General features: G+C 44.5%; 13 protein-coding genes. 7 read left to right on the top strand and 6 right to left on the bottom strand.

Features of this window, described 5'->3' with window-relative positions; all coding sequences use genetic code 11:
• Positions 1–5 precede the first annotated feature (5 nt).
• The 5 genes from coaBC (at position 6) to folE (ending at position 5,356) form a co-directional block, all read left to right on the top strand.
• Complete coding sequence (gene coaBC / locus L5L91_RS19940; RefSeq protein WP_263237605.1) at positions 6–1,229, top strand: bifunctional phosphopantothenoylcysteine decarboxylase/phosphopantothenate--cysteine ligase CoaBC; 1,224 nt, start codon at positions 6–8, stop codon at positions 1,227–1,229.
• Positions 1,226–1,684 carry a dUTP diphosphatase gene (dut, locus tag L5L91_RS19945; RefSeq protein ID WP_105251173.1) on the top strand — a complete coding sequence of 153 codons (459 nt, stop codon included), beginning with the start codon at positions 1,226–1,228 and terminating at the stop codon, positions 1,682–1,684. Before coaBC ends, dut begins: the two co-directional genes overlap by 4 nt.
• Before the next feature lie 34 nt (positions 1,685–1,718).
• Positions 1,719–2,312 (top strand): nucleoid occlusion factor SlmA, encoded by a 594-nt coding sequence (gene slmA, locus L5L91_RS19950; protein ID WP_113941097.1) that lies wholly within the window; start codon positions 1,719–1,721, stop codon positions 2,310–2,312.
• A gap of 135 nt (positions 2,313–2,447) precedes the next feature.
• Positions 2,448–4,436: an alpha/beta hydrolase family protein gene (locus tag L5L91_RS19955; protein ID WP_263237487.1), complete on the top strand. Its 1,989-nt coding sequence runs from the start codon at positions 2,448–2,450 to the stop codon at positions 4,434–4,436.
• A gap of 269 nt (positions 4,437–4,705) precedes the next feature.
• A complete protein-coding gene (gene folE, locus L5L91_RS19960; protein ID WP_006079864.1) occupies positions 4,706–5,356 on the top strand; it encodes a GTP cyclohydrolase I FolE in 651 nt (216 codons plus the stop codon).
• 226 nt (positions 5,357–5,582) lie between these two features.
• Here the strand turns inward: folE and pyrE are convergent, their stop codons facing one another.
• Together pyrE and rph are read right to left on the bottom strand one after the other, a co-directional pair.
• Entirely contained in the window at positions 5,583–6,224 is a 642-nt protein-coding gene (gene pyrE / locus L5L91_RS19965; protein ID WP_259511916.1) for an orotate phosphoribosyltransferase, read from the bottom strand.
• A 176-nt stretch (positions 6,225–6,400) separates the two neighbouring features.
• Positions 6,401–7,114, bottom strand: a complete 714-nt coding sequence (rph, locus tag L5L91_RS19970; RefSeq protein ID WP_006079862.1) for a ribonuclease PH — start codon at positions 7,112–7,114, stop codon at positions 6,401–6,403.
• Positions 7,115–7,651: 537 nt separating this feature from the next.
• Here rph and L5L91_RS19975 point away from each other — a divergent pair.
• Together L5L91_RS19975 and L5L91_RS19980 are read left to right on the top strand one after the other, a co-directional pair.
• The gene (locus tag L5L91_RS19975; RefSeq protein WP_263237490.1) at positions 7,652–8,515 is read left to right on the top strand and encodes a YicC/YloC family endoribonuclease; all 864 of its coding nucleotides are present in this window, start codon (positions 7,652–7,654) and stop codon (positions 8,513–8,515) included.
• A gap of 210 nt (positions 8,516–8,725) precedes the next feature.
• Entirely contained in the window at positions 8,726–9,946 is a 1,221-nt protein-coding gene (locus L5L91_RS19980; protein ID WP_263237492.1) for a tyrosine-type recombinase/integrase, read from the top strand.
• A gap of 321 nt (positions 9,947–10,267) precedes the next feature.
• On the opposite strand, the gene L5L91_RS19985 is transcribed toward L5L91_RS19980, so the two are convergent.
• The 4 genes from L5L91_RS19985 to L5L91_RS20000 form a co-directional block, all read right to left on the bottom strand.
• Positions 10,268–11,131, bottom strand: coding sequence for an HNH endonuclease signature motif containing protein (locus L5L91_RS19985; protein ID WP_263237493.1), 864 nt, complete (start codon positions 11,129–11,131; stop codon positions 10,268–10,270).
• A gap of 133 nt (positions 11,132–11,264) precedes the next feature.
• Positions 11,265–11,639: a hypothetical protein gene (locus L5L91_RS19990; protein ID WP_263237495.1), complete on the bottom strand. Its 375-nt coding sequence runs from the start codon at positions 11,637–11,639 to the stop codon at positions 11,265–11,267.
• A gap of 217 nt (positions 11,640–11,856) precedes the next feature.
• A complete protein-coding gene (locus L5L91_RS19995; RefSeq protein WP_263237496.1) occupies positions 11,857–14,349 on the bottom strand; it encodes a DUF262 domain-containing protein in 2,493 nt (830 codons plus the stop codon).
• Positions 14,342–16,183 carry a DUF262 domain-containing HNH endonuclease family protein gene (locus L5L91_RS20000; protein ID WP_263237497.1) on the bottom strand — a complete coding sequence of 614 codons (1,842 nt, stop codon included), beginning with the start codon at positions 16,181–16,183 and terminating at the stop codon, positions 14,342–14,344. The genes L5L91_RS19995 and L5L91_RS20000 overlap by 8 nt, the downstream gene beginning before the upstream one ends.
• Positions 16,184–16,222: the final 39 nt, after the last annotated feature.

Raw genomic sequence — 16,222 nt, forward strand, 5'->3', positions numbered from 1 at the left:
CTCGGATGATGTCTGTGAGTCTGACAAATAAAAACGTCCTGCTGGGCATTGGCGGCGGTATTGCGGCCTATAAAAGTGCTGATTTAGTACGTCGCTTGAAAGAGCGTGGTTTTGATGTGCGCGTGGTGATGAGCCAAAGTGCGATGGAATTTATCACGCCTCTGACGCTGCAAGCGTTGTCTGGACATCCAGTGGCATCTAGCTTGCTCGACCCCGCAGCAGAAGCAGCCATGGGTCATATAGAACTCGCTCGTTGGGCAGATCTCGTCATCATCGCCCCTGCAACCGCAAACCTATTGGCGCGGATTAATGCAGGCATGGCCGATGAGCTAATCACCACCACGTGTCTTGCCACTGAGGCGCCAATTGCCCTGTGTCCAGCAATGAACCAACAGATGTACCGTAATCTGGCAACTCAAGCTAATTTAACTAGCCTAGCATCACGTGGTTTTACACTTTGGGGACCCGCCAGTGGCAGTCAGGCCTGTGGTGAAGTGGGTCCTGGTCGTATGTTAGAGCCATTAGACATAGCGGAACTGGCTACACAATTTTTTGCCACGCCTGACGCCGTTGAATTTAAGCCACTCGCAGGACAGTCGGTGCTGATTACCGCCGGACCAACCCGTGAAGCAATTGATCCCGTCAGATACATTTCAAATCACAGTTCTGGAAAAATGGGCTTTGCACTGGCCAAAGCCGCGGCAGATATGGGGGCAACAGTCACCTTAGTCTCAGGCCCAGTAAATCTAAGCACCCCAGAAGGCGTGACACGCATTGATGTTGAATCGGCGCAAAATATGCTCGATGCTGTTATGGATAACTTTGATAAAAAAGATATTTTTATTGGCTGCGCCGCCGTTGCAGACTACCGCATTAGCGATATTGCTACCTGTAAGATCAAAAAATCGACCGAAGAAATGCAACTTGCGCTGGTGAGGAATCCTGATATCTTAGCCACGGTTGCGAGCTTACCTAACCGTCCTTTTGTGGTGGGATTTGCCGCCGAAACCCATGATGTAGAAGCCTATGCGCGTGATAAGCTCAAACGTAAAAACTTGAACATGATCGCCGCAAACGACGTTTCCATTGCTGGCCTAGGCTTTAATGCCGATGCTAATGCCCTGCGTGTTTTCTGGCCGCACGGCAGTCAAGATTTGCCTGCTACTGACAAACTCACGTTGGCACGGCAATTACTTTCGTTGATAGTGAAAGAAAAAACAAATACATGAAAACACCGATTGAATTAAAAATTCTCGACTCCCGTATCGGCTCAGAATTTCCCTTGCCCGCTTACGCCACCGCAGGCAGTGCAGGCATGGATCTTCGCGCCATGATAGACACGGCTTTAACCATAGCACCGGGTGAAACAGTGCTCATTCCCACGGGGATTGCCATTCATGTGGCCGACCCAGGACTTGCAGCGGTGATTTTACCGCGCTCAGGCCTTGGCCATAAACACGGTATCGTACTGGGGAATCTAGTCGGACTCATAGATTCAGATTACCAAGGCCCCTTAATGGTATCTTGTTGGAATCGTGGTGACAGTCCATTCACCTTAGAAATGGGCGATCGTCTCGCGCAACTGGTGTTTGTTCCTGTGGTACAAGCACAATTCAAACTCGTTGATGAGTTCGACAGCTCAGACCGTGGTGAAGGCGGATTTGGCCATTCAGGCACTAAATAATCCCCTAAGTCGTTATTGAGCCAAGGATACTGCAATGGCTGTAAGCCCAAAAATTAATCGTCGTGAACACATTCTGCAATGTCTAGCGCAGATGCTAGAAACCAACCCAGGACAAAGGATCACCACAGCGAAACTGGCCTCAGAAGTCGGTGTATCGGAAGCCGCACTGTATCGCCACTTCCCGAGTAAAGCGCGGATGTTCGAAGGCCTAATCGAATTTATCGAAGAGTCGTTATTGTCGCGCATCAATTTAATCATGGATGACGAAAAAGACACCATGAAGCGCTGCCAGTTGGTACTGCAACTGCTGCTGATCTTTGCCGAGCGTAACCCAGGAATTTCCCGCGTTCTCAACGGTGATGCTCTACTCGGTGAAAATGAACGCCTGCGAAGCCGTATTGGTAACTTATTTGCCAAAATTGAAACCCAGTTAAAGCAAATTTTACGGGAAAAAACCCTGCGAGAAGGTAAAGGCTTCAACTTAGACGAAGCCATATTAGCCAATTTACTGTTAGCCTTTGCCGAAGGCCGAATCGCTCAATTTGTACGAAGTGAATTCAAACTCAAACCGACGACACACTTCGATGAACAGTGGCGTTTTATCCAGCACCAACTTTTACAAAGCTAATGATTTTTCAACATAAAGGACGGTAACTATCGTCCTTTATTTTCGATATTCCTTCCTTGTTTCGCCCCATCTTTTGTTTTATCCTCGAAAAACATTTTAAGAACAAAAAACACAATGATTTTACAAGGATGTCAGATGAAACTCTTCCGATTAGCCATGTTGGCGACACTTTGCTTACCAATACTTCCAATATCCACCTTTGCAGCCAATAGCTCCAACGCGAATGCGTTATCGCAAGCACAGTTATTCAGCAAAGGTGATGAGTACTCGGATGTAAAAATATCGCCTACTGGTAAATACTTAAGCGCTATCACAAGTGTCGAAGGTAAAAACGTTCTCTTAGTCTTAGATACCCAAACCAAAAAACTCCTCAATGCGATACGTTTTCCCGATAATGCTCAAGTCGGCGACTATGAATGGGCCAACAGTGAGCGACTGGTACTGGCAAAAGAATACCTAAAAGGCTGGCAAGACACACCTATCTACTACGGTGAATTGATGGCGGTAAATGCCGATGGTTCACGAAAAGCGTATTTATTCGGCTTCGAGAGTGGCGAGCAACAAACAGGTTCAAATATCAAGAAAAATACCCCTATGCGGGCGAGCGCGTTTATCCTCGATCCTCTGCCAGATGATGAACGCTACATGTTAGTTAATGCTATTCCATGGAATGATAGGATCAATCTTGACTTTGAACTATCACAAGATGTCTATCGCGTAGACTTGTTCAATGGCACACGTAAACGCATCACAGGCTCACCTATCGGCCGAGCCCGTTTTATGACAGACCATCAAGGTGAAGTCCGCTTCGTTGCCGGTGAGGACAATAAAAACATTACTAAAGTGTTCTACCGCAAAGACGGTAACTGGGTAAATACCGATAAACTAAATCTAGGTCTTGCTGATTTTAAACCACTCTCCTTTGCCGATGATAAAAATACGATTTATGCCGCCGGTCGATCCCAAGGTGAAACCTTAGGGGTTTACAAAATTAATCTCGAAACGGGCGATAAAACTGAAATCATTCAGGATGAAAACGTTGACCCTAGCAACTTTTGGATTAACGGCACCAATAAACAACTTTATGCCGTCGAGTTTGAAAATGGTTACCCAAGTTATGCCTTTGTCGATAATGAGGATTCGCACGCTAAATTACTAAAAGATCTGCTGGGTGCTCTCCCCGGTCACCAAGTACGAATTGTTAGCGAAACCCGAGATGCAGCAAAACTCGTCGTACTTGCGTTTAATGATCGAAACCCTGGCGATTACTACATATTTGATACGAAAACACTAAAACTTGAATATCTAGCCGCCGCTAAAAAATGGCTCGACCCAGAGCAAATGGCTGATGTTAAACCCATCACTTTCACCAGCCGTGATGGTAAACAACTCCATGGATATCTAACGCTCCCCTTTGGTAAAGAAGCTAAAAACCTACCCTTAGTCGTCAATCCACACGGTGGTCCACACGGTATCCGTGACTGGTGGGGCTTTGACCCACAAAACCAATATCTAGCAAGCCAAGGCATAGCAGTTCTACAGGTCAACTTCCGTGGTTCAGGCGGATATGGCGATCAATTTGAACGCGCTGGCTATCAAAAATGGGGCTCAGATATTCAGCATGACATTATCGACGCAACCCAGTACGTTATTGACCAAGGTTTTGCCGATAAGGAACGCATCTGTATCGTTGGTGGTAGCTTTGGTGGGTACAGCGCCTTGCAGAGCGCTGTGCTTGCGCCAGATATGTTTAAATGCGCTGTGGGTGTAGCTGGTGTATACGATTTAGAATTAATGTTTGATGAAGGCGATGTCGCCAGTCGACGTGCAGGAACAAGCTATCTTAAGGATGTACTAGGGCAAGATGAAGCGGTGCTCAAGGCAATGTCTCCTTCTGAAAACGTCAATAAACTCAAAGCAAACTTGCTACTGGTTCATGGCGGCGAAGATGCTCGAGCGCCAATTGAGCAACTGGAATCCCTCGAAAAAGCCTTAAAAGCTCACCAATATCCGTACCAAAAACTGGTGATGGATAATGAAGGCCACGGTTTTTATAACGATGAACACAGAGCGAAATACTACGAAAAGATGCTGAGTTTCCTAAAAACAAATCTAACACTGTAAACTTCAGCGACGTTAGCCAACGTTTATCGTTGAATAAGATTAGCCACAGTAGATTTAAAGCCGATATCCGATAAGGACTATCGGCTTTTTCATGTTTGCGATGAACGTTTTTCGGTATGAATCAGCCGCTATTCGCGCTATTCTCATCAGCCTATTCTTGCTCTAGCGAGAATAGCAATAATTTGTATCTAGTGCTGGACAGCCCAAATACCCCATACTGTTCAGCATAGGTTTTCTGTTATAGCCGCTACGACGTAGTGGAGGATAAGATGGCATTAAGTGAAGCAGCAGTAAAAGTACAAGCCGCGTTATTAGAACGTGGACTTGAAACCCCAATGCTCCCAAGCGTTTACAGCAGTGAAGAACGTAAAGACAAGATTGAACATCATATGAAAGAAATCCTGACATTAATGTCATTGGATCTGTCAGACGATAGCCTTGCCGATACGCCGCGCCGCATTGCTAAAATGTACGTCGATGAAATCTTCTCCGGCTTAGATTATGCGAACTTTCCTAAGATCACGGTTATCGACAATAAGATGGGCTTCGATGAAATGGTGCGAGTGCAAGACATTAGCCTCACCAGCACCTGCGAACACCATTTAGTGACGATCGATGGTACTGCGACCATAGCTTATCTACCACGCAAAAAAATCATTGGTTTATCAAAGATTAATCGCATCGTGCGTTTCTTTGCCCAACGTCCACAGGTGCAAGAGCGTTTGACTCAGCAAGTGTTAGTCGCGCTACAAACCTTGCTCGAAACCAAAGACGTTGCGGTTAAAATGGATGCTGTGCATTACTGCGTGAAATCCCGTGGCGTGATGGACTCAACCAGTTCAACCACTACCACAGCACTTGGCGGTATTTTCAAGTCTAACCCTGCGACCCGCGCCGAGTTTTTGCATCAGTCGAAATAAGTGTATTGAAGCGTAACGTGATTTAAAGTGTGCCTAAATCAATAGCAATCAATACAACTCAATAAAAAAAACGCTGCGATTCCTTCTATAGAATCGCAGCGTTTTTTGTTTTCATACCACTCAATCAAACCTTTCTCAACCTAGCTAAGATCAATGCCGGCTGATTAACTGATTTCACCACGCCAATAATAGCCACTTGATCAATACCAACGGCCAAACGCTAGACTTAAATGCCGTATTGCTCGCGGTACTGGCTCACGGCGGCAAGTTGCGCTTCCATTCCAGGCTTTTCTGATAGATAGCTAATGAGGTCGGCAAGTTTAATAATTGCTACAATTCCGCAGCCAAAATCACGCTCAACCTCTTGAATTGCCGATAACTCGCCCTTGCCTTTCTCTTGTCTGTCTAAAGCAATCAACACGCCCGCTAATTGTGCTTTATGGGCTTCGATGATTTCCATCGACTCACGAATCGCAGTACCGGCAGTGATCACATCATCTACCAACATAACGCGGCCTTTCAGCTCGCTTCCGACTAAGCTGCCACCTTCGCCGTGATCTTTTTTCTCTTTGCGGTTAAAGCAGTAAGGGATATCGATATCGTGGTGTTCACACAGGGCAACCGCCGTAGTGGTCGCAATCGGAATACCTTTGTAAGCTGGGCCAAACAGCAAATCGTAATCAATGCCTGAATCCACTAACGCAGCGGCATAGAAACGGCCTAAACGCGCTAGATCGCGGCCAGTATTGAACAAACCCGCATTGAAGAAATAAGGACTGATACGACCCGATTTAAGGGTAAATTCGCCAAATCGTAATACCTGACGTTCTAGGGCAAATTCAATAAACTCACGTTGATAGGCTTTCACAATATCTCCTTACGGCTTTATCTTTTATTGGTTTTTATTAGGTAATGTTTTATTGGGCAACATTTAATTCGGTACAGGGCTTGTCTAACACTAGCATCTTGCTGCAGATAAAAAGTTGCAGCTAATAAAAAGCCCCGCACTCTATAACATGACGGGGCTTGTTCATCACCACACTATTAGTTCAGTGCGGCTTTCTGCACATCGACGATTTCACGAATACTGTTCTTGGCCAATGCCAACAGTTCGAGTAATTCTTCGTGGCTGAATGGCTCGCCTTCGGCGGTGCCTTGAATTTCGATGATCTTGCCCGTTTCCGTCATTACCACGTTCATGTCAGTTTCAGCGGCGCTGTCTTCGATATATTCTAGATCGCTTATCGCTTCACCCTTGTAAATACCGACGCTGACTGCAGCGATAAGGAATTTCAGCGGGTTAGATTTAATGATGCCTTTACCGCGTGCCCAGTTCAGTGCATCCACTAAGGCCACACAGGCGCCAGTGATAGACGCGGTGCGCGTGCCACCGTCAGCTTGGATCACATCACAATCGATCACGATAGTGTTTTCGCCTAGGGCTTTCATATCCACACAGGCGCGCAGAGCACGGCCGATAAGACGTTGAATTTCTTGCGTACGGCCAGATTGCTTACCGCGAGCGGCTTCACGATCCATACGGCTATGGGTCGAACGTGGCAACATGCCGTATTCCGCCGTCACCCAGCCTTGACCCTGACCTTTAAGGAAACGTGGCACACCTTCAGTAAAACTGGCGGTACAAAGCACTTTCGTTTCGCCAAATTCCACTAACACAGAACCTTCGGCATGGGCCGTAAACTGGCGAGTGATAGTGATGGGACGAGTTTGTGCTGGCGTTCTGTTACTTGGACGCATGCGAGATTCCTGTATTCTGAGTCATTGACCGATTTTGGCTGCATATTATAAGGGCTTGAGCCTTAGGATGCCATGCTTAGGGTGATTCTCTGGCAAACTCATCACACTCAAACGCCTAATCCGTGTCCTTATACCCAAACAACCTGAAGATGCAGAATTCAGCGGAAGTTTAACGCACTTTAGGCAAGGCCATTTATTGCTCCTGCATAAATGGCATTCACGCCATCCATGGCGATTGCGGTTATTTGCGGACCTAGTGGACTAAGTTAAAAATAACCAACGCAGCATAAAGTGCGTTACCCCGTGGTTAACATCAACCGCCGGGACGGAACGCCTAGGGCACTTCACTTCCGTGTTGCATCAATTCAAAAGGTAGCCGACATTCTGTCATTGCTGCGCCTTGAATTGAAGCACTCTAGGCGCTCTGAAACTCGTATCTTCAGGCAGCTTGGGTATATTTGCTGTATGCCTTTAATCCTAAAGCCATTGACTCTATAATCGCCTCTCATTATGACGATTAAACCATTAGGACAACCCATGATCCAAAGCATGACAGCCTACGCTCGCATCGAGCACAAAGCACAATGGGGCACTGCCTCCTGGGAAATTCGCTCAGTCAATCAACGTTATCTCGAAACTTACCTACGTTTACCCGAGCAATTCCGCAGTTTCGAACCCGTACTGCGCGACCGCCTACGTAAACGCTTAAGCCGCGGTAAAGTCGAAGTCAATCTGCGCTACGAACTGGCAGACAACAGCAACAACGAGCTGCAATTGAATCAAGCGCTGGCCAAACAGCTATTAGGCGCTGCCAATTGGCTCAAGCAAGAAGCGGGACAAGGCGATGTCAATCTTACCGACATCCTGCGCTGGCCGGGCGTGCTAGCAAGCGGTGAACAAGATATGGATGCAATCGGCGCCGATCTGATCACAGCCTTCGACTCAGCCATAGATCAATTCATCGAAGCCCGCGGCCGTGAAGGCGAAGCCATCAAAGATATGCTGCTAAGCCGCTTAGACGGAGTCAGCGAGCAAATCGCCGTCGTACGCGAGCACATGCCTACTGTGATGTTGTATCAACGCGAAAAGCTCACCAACCGCCTTGCAGAAATCAAAGGTGAACTCGACCCAGCCCGCATCGAGCAAGAAATGGTGCTACTGGCACAGAAACAAGATGTAGCCGAAGAAATGGATCGCCTCGAAGCCCATGTGGCCGAAGCTCGCCGTATCCTCAAAAAAGGCGGCAGCGAAGGTCGTCGTTTAGATTTTATGATGCAGGAATTCAACCGCGAATCGAACACACTCGCCTCTAAATCCATCAGCACTGAGATCACCTCGGCCGCAGTGGAACTTAAAGTTCTTATCGAGCAAATGCGCGAGCAGATCCAAAACGTCGAATGATATCCACAACCATCCACTAAGTATCATTAATTATTGTTTTTAATCAGTTTTAACATATAAACCGTCTACTAACATCCATCTATACCCACCACTACCCACCACTATATGGTGGGTATATTGGTGGGTATGCTACAATAAACCCGATCGTCAGTGGTGGGTATTATTGGCTTTCATAAAAGCAACCTTAAGGTCATGATGGGGAATGGATTTATGGGAAACCTGACAGTAAAAGAGATTGAGTCCAAGGCAAAAGGAGAGCCAGGCCGGTATGCAGATGGAAACGGTCTGTATTTTGTTGTCCCAAAACTTGGCGTTCCATATTGGATGCTCCGTTACACGGCGCAATCTAAACGCAAAGAAATGACCTTAGCAAAATACAGTGATATGTCTCTTGCTGATGCGCGTGCAGAAGCTGCTACCAAAATGAAACAGTTTCGCGATGGTCTCGATCCGCTCGTAGCCAAAAAACGTGCAGAGCAATCTCAAATCAAAACTGTTGATGAGCTTTTTGCTGATTGGCACCTTGGTAACATCAATCGACTTAAATACGCCAATATTCCAGAACGTATCTATCGCAAGGATATCGCGCCGCATATAGGCAGCTTTAATATCGATACTGTTACAGCTAGAGATATCAGAGACATCCTCAAAACTATCGCCGCGACAGGCCGCCCCGCCATCGCTAACGATGCTCTAATGTACTGTAAGCAGCTTTTTAATCACGGCATAAAACTAGATTTACTTGGTGCAAATCCAGCCAGTGCATTTTCTATATCAGATGCTGGTGGCTTAGAAAAAAGTAAAGACCGCGCTTTAACGCTAGAGGAAGTCACAACGTTTTTTAAGATCGCTAGGGAAAATAGTGACAGTTTTAGCCGTGACAATTACCTAGCCTGCGCACTACTGATTACATTGGGAGTACGTAAGTCTGAGTTGGCTGAAGCGCCTTGGAAGGAGTTTAATCTTGATGAAAAGGTGTGGAATCTGTCCAAAAACAGAAGCAAATCAGGAGTGGGTATTGCGATTCCATTGCCTACCATAGTGATGGAATGGCTATATGAGTTAAAAATTAGAGCTTGTGGCTCAGATTATGTCTTTCCAAGCAGACGCTCCAGTAAAAATCCCCATATGGGCCCTGATACGCTAAACCGAGCAATCACTAAACTATTTGGCCACGAAGCCGGTAAGAAAAAACAACCCCCAAACTTAATGGGTGATATGCCCCACTTCACTGTGCACGATCTACGTCGTACATGCCGAACCCTGCTTGCAAAACAAGGTACACTAGGACACGTTGCTGAGCGTTGCCTTAACCACAAACTAAAGGGTGTTGAAGGGATTTATAACCAGCATGATTATTTCGATGAGCGAAGGGAAGCGTTAGAAAAATTGTCGCAATATTTGAAATTGATTATAAACACCTCCCGCTGAAATAATAACTATTTAGATCTAGCTCAGTTAAAGGCTTTTTAACTGAGCCAAATCTAAAGTCAACAGTCCGATTCAAATACCGTATGAATCGCCACTATTGCACAGGCGTCTCACGACGCAAATTTCGCCTCAATTTAAACCATCATGCAAACATGCAGGTTAAAAGCCTTACCGCTGTCGCTTTGCTCCGGCTGAGAGTAAAGGTCATACTCTGGTGTTGTTGGAAGACCCCGAGGGAATTTAGATTTACTCCTGTGCCTTGTCCTTCCAGACGCCATTCCTCTCAAACACCTATTAAATTGGCCGAGCCGAACCTTGAACTTAGTGCTTTGAGTTGTATTGCTTTTTGATATTCTCCTTCCACGCCTTTTCATAACCTTTTGGCGGTTTGACTTTAGTACCGTTGTAATCACGATACATTGAGTCATTTTGAAGCATTTTATTAACTAAAACAATTGCTTGACTATCTTTGATTTGAAAGCTAATCAATTCACTATCAACCAGTCTATGAATGTCAGCCCTTAACAGAATTCCCAGAGATGGATGATAGATATTTGGGTTTTTTTCATCTTCGAGCTTTCCTACTGGACTGATGTGAGCGGCCTCCATTGCCTCTGCGATCTTGCATCCAGTAATTGGACAGGTATTGCCATAGGCTTCGAGAAGATCAGCTCTAAATTGGGCCTGTAATGATGATGGGCGTTGTTTGGCTTCGCGTACCTTCCGTTTCATGCCGTCGGTAAATTTGGGGAGAGAATATATGTCGCAGATAGCAGGAATGGATAAGACTTTTTCTAGGAGATTGATAAGGGTGTTTCTATCTTTGTAAATGTCTAACAACAATAATTCGTAGTCTGGGCTGATGCCCTTGTCAGATAACGCCTTTACTACCGCTTTTTTCTTGCTGGTAAATCGTAATCTAAAACGATTCTCATCTTTTCCTAGTGATCTATCTCTGTAAATGCCAAATAACGGAGTGATGGGTTTATCGCCATTCGCCATCGATGGCCGAAACATTAGGTACCGGTGCTTCTTATATTGCACGGGATCGGCGATCACCCCATTTTCAAAAATGAGTTCAGCCACTTGATAGATGACATCGAGGGTTTCACGCTCCCATGGCATCAATTTAATGGATTTACGGCGCTCAAAGCTTTCCTTACACGCAAATTCGAAATCTAACATCACTTATCCTCTCCTTTTAAATCCCTATACATGAGCATTCGACCATCAATCATATCCGCATTTCGATATTAATTTATTATGAGAAATCAAGAAAGTAGCAAGATGGTTGAGAAAGAACAGATAAACGCATCATTCAGGGATTGCACAATGGTTGGTCGGATAGCGGGGGGAGAGCCTGATGTTGCTTATAGCTCATTTTGCATGATGCTTTAAATGTGTGGCCCAATGTTGTTTCGCCTCTTTCCCGTGCAACAGTTGATACGTACGTTGTACCAACGATGAATTCTATACATTCGTTTAAAGAGGGGAGGAAAAAGTTATCCTTACCTGAATAGTTGAGGCGAAATTTTACTTTTTTTTCTCGCATTTCCTCCGACAACTTTTCAGCATAAGAAAATAGATCTATATCGTCCGCTGATGGTGCTAAACAGCCCTGATCATTGCCAAATTTTTCATGCTCATTTAGAGCATGCTTCGTCATCTTTTTTACTGACGTTTTTTCTGTCATGGTCAATATCTCTATTTTGCGCTCTCAATACCTATCAGAAGACCAATAAAGAGTCTTTGTTTACTCCGTATACACCTGTATGCAACCGAATAGAACTTTATAAAGCTCATCCATATCTAACTAAAAAGTGTCGAGGAAATCAGTGGCGATTCCAAATCAACTCAGCGGTGAACTACTTAATTATCCACCTCTTGAGGACTTTTTATTTTGGTCTACCTCAGCCATCTGCTAGACGATCTAGTATGTTACAGGTTTGATAAACCGCCTCTTTTACTGAAGACAATGTGTAACACTCTAACTTAAACCAATACAACAGACCTTCCATAAATCCATCCCTTACAAATCCCAACTCAAAAAGCTCATTCTCAATATTTTGTGGCAACGCTTCATATTCACCTAAAGCCTGTTTAAAGGTAAGAGTGAAACTCGCGTCTGTATAGCTGACATCAAGCTCATATAAACCGCCTAAATAGTGCAGTCCGGCAAACTCGATGTATGGTCTACTCTCGATACCTCGCACAGGTTCATAGTCCATTATGCTAAATGGTAAGCAATCAAAAGATTCTGTTTTCAATAAGTTAAATAGGTAAGCGGTTCGGATTTCGCTTTGCTTGTGATTTCTTTGCGACTGGTGCATTAGGATCACCGTATTCTCTTCCATAGTCACAAAGCCTTGGCTCGATATTTCAAAGAGAGATGGTGTAGTAATTAGCAAATGCTGCCAATTGTCTTGATCAAACGTCCGTGTTGATACATTTGTGGAGCAGATGCTTTCCAGACTTTGAACCACATTGTCAGTATCAAATATCGGATCATCAAATACTTGTTGAACATAGCTTTGCTTTTGATTCCATTCGTCATCCGCTGTCAACGATAAGCGCAGCAATCTCGACCAAGAAAAATCCCGACGAGCGTTTTTAGCACTCAAAGAACTCAGCAAATTATACGGATTGCCTCCCTTACTGATGAAATAGATACCCTTACAGAGTACTGCTCGCTCCCATGCATAATTCATTTTGTTAGAGCCATCCTTCAGTACATCAAATACTGATTCCGCAGCCTTGGCATAATACAAAAATCGCGACAAAAATTCGTTATCAGAAGGAGGCCACTCCACATCTTGATGTACAGAAAAGTAGTCAACAATGCCAGAAAATTTGAGAACAAACCCAATTTGCCCCTTTAAGTAGGGGTGAAGCTCAAGTTGCAAAATCGATGTCCGCCATTGTGTCGACTTCAAAAGCAGATGTGCCTTTAACTTCTCTTCAAATACCTGATATTCAGGAAATGCTTTGATATCGATATTGTCACGCAGTAACTCAAGGATTGGTGTTTGGTGGCGCGCTAACTCGTTTAAACTGACGAGAGAGGCATAATACTCTGAGAACGTGTTGAATATTTTCTGCTCTGTTAGATTGAACACAACACGCATCCACTCAACCAGCTCTTGGTCACGTTTACCATTAGCAACCGCACTGTAGAATGCAAAAAAACGCAATTTTTCCGGATAGCTTGTCGAATTGGCGAGTACTTTTTCAAAGGTCTCAACCTCTTGATAGTAATCATTATCGATCAAGTATCGAGTAAGCCCGCCTTGTTTGGAGTTGCCATCACTGAGTAAATCAAGAAGCTCAATTAACTTAATCACCAGCGCCTGTGACAGCGCGTTTGCACTTTCATACTCTTGCAAACTTAAGCGCTTCACTTTCGCACTTTCAAAAAATGTATATTGAACTTCATCGATATCGATACCACCTCGTAACAATTGCTGCTGCGCGATAAATAACCCGATGAAATTCATCAACTCATCATCGAAAGTATTGTCATCTGAGTAAGTGTTTCGAAATGGCCAAAACACGTCTGCCCACTCATTATCAATTTTGTGAATAAAGTAGTCGTACCCTGAAATCGGTCCAGCCTTATAGGCTAAGCTGTAGTTAAGTGGCCATTCACTGTGAAATGATTGTATTTTTTTCTCTAACTTAGCTTTGAAGTTTTCAAAGGCTGTTAACGGCTTACCACGAGCATTCATCTTGATGTAAAGATCATCAGTCAGTAAAAACTTTTCCAGGTTGAGAAATCTGAAGGTGATTACTGGCGATTCATCGTGTGTCAACCTCAGGTAAAACTCAGGATGCTCTTTGAATTTCAGGTGGATAGCATCCAACATCGTCAACATTGCCTGAATTGTTGGATCCAGGCACCAAGACGTAAAAAACCAATGTTGGTCTTTAATGATTGAGGAAACTGCTTGAGGGGATGCACTATCTTCTATCAATGTGTAATCAAACAAATAGGTTACTAATGCATCGCAAAATTCTCGTGAACTGCTTCTGGTTTCATAGGTGAACCGAGCTTGCCGATTATGACTCAGGATAACATTGAAGGACTCCTGCTCACCCGCACTTACCGCCAAATACCAGTGCAATAAAAACAAAGTGGTGAGTCGTTGCTGCCCATCCAGTGGAATAAACTTTGACGATTCAGTAATACTTCCATAAACAAAATCTAGGTCATTAAAAGGCCGGTTAGTGGCTAAGTATTCAAACAGTGCTTGTAAAAAGGTTTCTCGTACAACAGCTTCCTTTTGACGTCCCTGAGCGTAATCTCGCTGAATGATGGGAATTTCAATCTTCAAATCAGAGTCGCGAAACAGCTGGAAAAAACTCAAGCGCTGCCCATCATGCTCGAGGTCCAATGGTTCAGTCATTGCTTGCTCCTTGCTCTGGTAAGTAATCGGCCAACACTTGCTTTATTGCGTTCATATAGTCGTTTGCATCGGCTTCATTCCAGTGCGCAAATTCCGTATATGCCTTGCTGTAATACTTTAAAAAGGCGTTTTTAGTGCAAATGGGTACAAACACGCCATGACTGTCGCATTCGATAATTCGGGCGCGTTTGATGGGGAAAAGCGCATTTTTGTAGCTGCGATTGGTGCTGGAATCAAGCAATGCCAAATTGCCAAGATCATCAACCCAATCTACCGGTTGCTGGTGGAGTTTTTCGTTTACTGATTCAAAAAAATCATCAAAGCTGTGTCCGAGAAAATCGTCGTTTTGGAAGCTATCGACCTCATTCAAAAGTTGACTAATTTGTTTCTCTGCAACCTCTTGAGCCGCCTCAGTGGCGGCCTGCGGATGCTGCGGGTTCACGGTAAGCGATGTGTCAGATTCTACTTTAGGAAGGAAGAATGTCAGTGCACTTGGGTCATTACGTAAAAAATGTCCTAACTCATCAAGCCACTTGGTTCGCTCTTTTCCTTTCGGGGCGCTATCGCTTCTGGAACGTATATGCTCAATGTCCCACTGCTCGTGCGTAAAGCGGTCAAAAGGGAAGCGGACATCAGCATTTTGGGTTGAGAGCAGCGTTTGAATGTTGAACAGTAGCAAGAGTTGACGGATCTTAGTTTGATCATCTTCGTAGCTTAATTCATCGATATTTTTAGGTAGTTTCTCTGCGATAAGGGCTCGTAAAGCCCGCTTAAAATAGCTTTTAGCCAATAGATGGTTTTTTAAATAAGCCACTCTGAAGCCGCATTGCACCAAAAAACCGATTAAATGATACAGCTCGCGGTCTTGGTACCAATCCTCGAACGTTAAAAAGTAGTCTTTGACTTCTTTCCAAAGCGCTTCGATGGACTTTCCTTCCACATAAAGGTCGTCCTGGAACTTACTAAAGGTATAAAAAGGGTCATTGCTGCCTTTATTTCCTTTCATTAAATCAAATACGTATTCGATACGCGTCGGATACGATTTACCAGAATCGTTGATAAAATACCAAAACGATGGTTCTTGTAGGCGTTTCTCTATTGCATCCCATTCGGAGGCAATCTGCAGTTGCTTTAACTTTGCTTCCTCGGATTTAAAGTGCGATTGTTTCAAAAACAATGCCTTGATCAGCTCTGCATTAGTCAGTGGAATTTTGCCAATATTGATACGTGCAAATACATCGATGGCGTAACCTTGGTCAGCACCTTCTCCGCTCAAGTCATACCAAATGACTTTGACAGCAGGTCTCTCTGAAGACTTCTCCAGAAGGATTTTTATAAAGTCATCATGGTCGCTGTAATCTTTGTCGGCAAACCACTCTTTGATAGTCTGAAATGCCTGGTGCATATGAAAAAAATCGATGTTGTCGATCTGGAATTCTTCATGGATATGCTGCAGAAATTGGGGGCAAGTATTGCGTGTTTCGTAGTCTAATGAATAAAGCTGTCTTTTATAACGACGGGCCAAAGTGTCACGAAAATGTTCAATTTCGAAGTAACGCAACAGCAAAAACAGCGTAGTTAGGCGCTGTTGACCATCTACCACCTCCCAGTTGCTCCCTTTCTGAATCACGACTACAGGTTGCAAGCAATAGAAGGCAGATTGACTGGACGCTGGTGTACGGGCGAACTCCCAAATGTCATTTAACAATGCTTCAACCTGCATTGTCGTCCAACGATACCCCCGTTGATAAGCAGGAATGAAGAAAAACTGATCCAACAGTTCATAGATGCTTTTTAAGCACAGATGAGAGTCAATAACTTGATTATCATGCATATGACACGAGTCCTTGTGAAAACTTTTAATAAAACAATT

The sequence above is a fragment of the Shewanella sp. SM55 genome, from assembly GCF_025654025.1.
Lineage (GTDB): Bacteria > Pseudomonadota > Gammaproteobacteria > Enterobacterales > Shewanellaceae > Shewanella > Shewanella oncorhynchi.

Bases quoted from the DNA above. Each gene is read 5' to 3' on its own strand.
- coaBC (WP_263237605.1), top strand. From the start codon at position 6: ATGATGTCTGTGAGTCTGACAAATAAAAACGTCCTGCTGGGCATTGGC.
- dut (WP_105251173.1), top strand. From the start codon at position 1,226: ATGAAAACACCGATTGAATTAAAAATTCTCGACTCCCGTATCGGCTCA.
- slmA (WP_113941097.1), top strand. From the start codon at position 1,719: ATGGCTGTAAGCCCAAAAATTAATCGTCGTGAACACATTCTGCAATGT.
- L5L91_RS19955 (WP_263237487.1), top strand. From the start codon at position 2,448: ATGAAACTCTTCCGATTAGCCATGTTGGCGACACTTTGCTTACCAATA.
- folE (WP_006079864.1), top strand. From the start codon at position 4,706: ATGGCATTAAGTGAAGCAGCAGTAAAAGTACAAGCCGCGTTATTAGAA.
- rph (WP_006079862.1), bottom strand. From the start codon at position 7,114: ATGCGTCCAAGTAACAGAACGCCAGCACAAACTCGTCCCATCACTATC.
- L5L91_RS19975 (WP_263237490.1), top strand. From the start codon at position 7,652: ATGATCCAAAGCATGACAGCCTACGCTCGCATCGAGCACAAAGCACAA.
- L5L91_RS19980 (WP_263237492.1), top strand. From the start codon at position 8,726: ATGGGAAACCTGACAGTAAAAGAGATTGAGTCCAAGGCAAAAGGAGAG.
- L5L91_RS19985 (WP_263237493.1), bottom strand. From the start codon at position 11,131: ATGTTAGATTTCGAATTTGCGTGTAAGGAAAGCTTTGAGCGCCGTAAA.
- L5L91_RS19990 (WP_263237495.1), bottom strand. From the start codon at position 11,639: ATGACAGAAAAAACGTCAGTAAAAAAGATGACGAAGCATGCTCTAAAT.
- L5L91_RS19995 (WP_263237496.1), bottom strand. From the start codon at position 14,349: ATGACTGAACCATTGGACCTCGAGCATGATGGGCAGCGCTTGAGTTTT.
- L5L91_RS20000 (WP_263237497.1), bottom strand. From the start codon at position 16,183: ATGCATGATAATCAAGTTATTGACTCTCATCTGTGCTTAAAAAGCATC.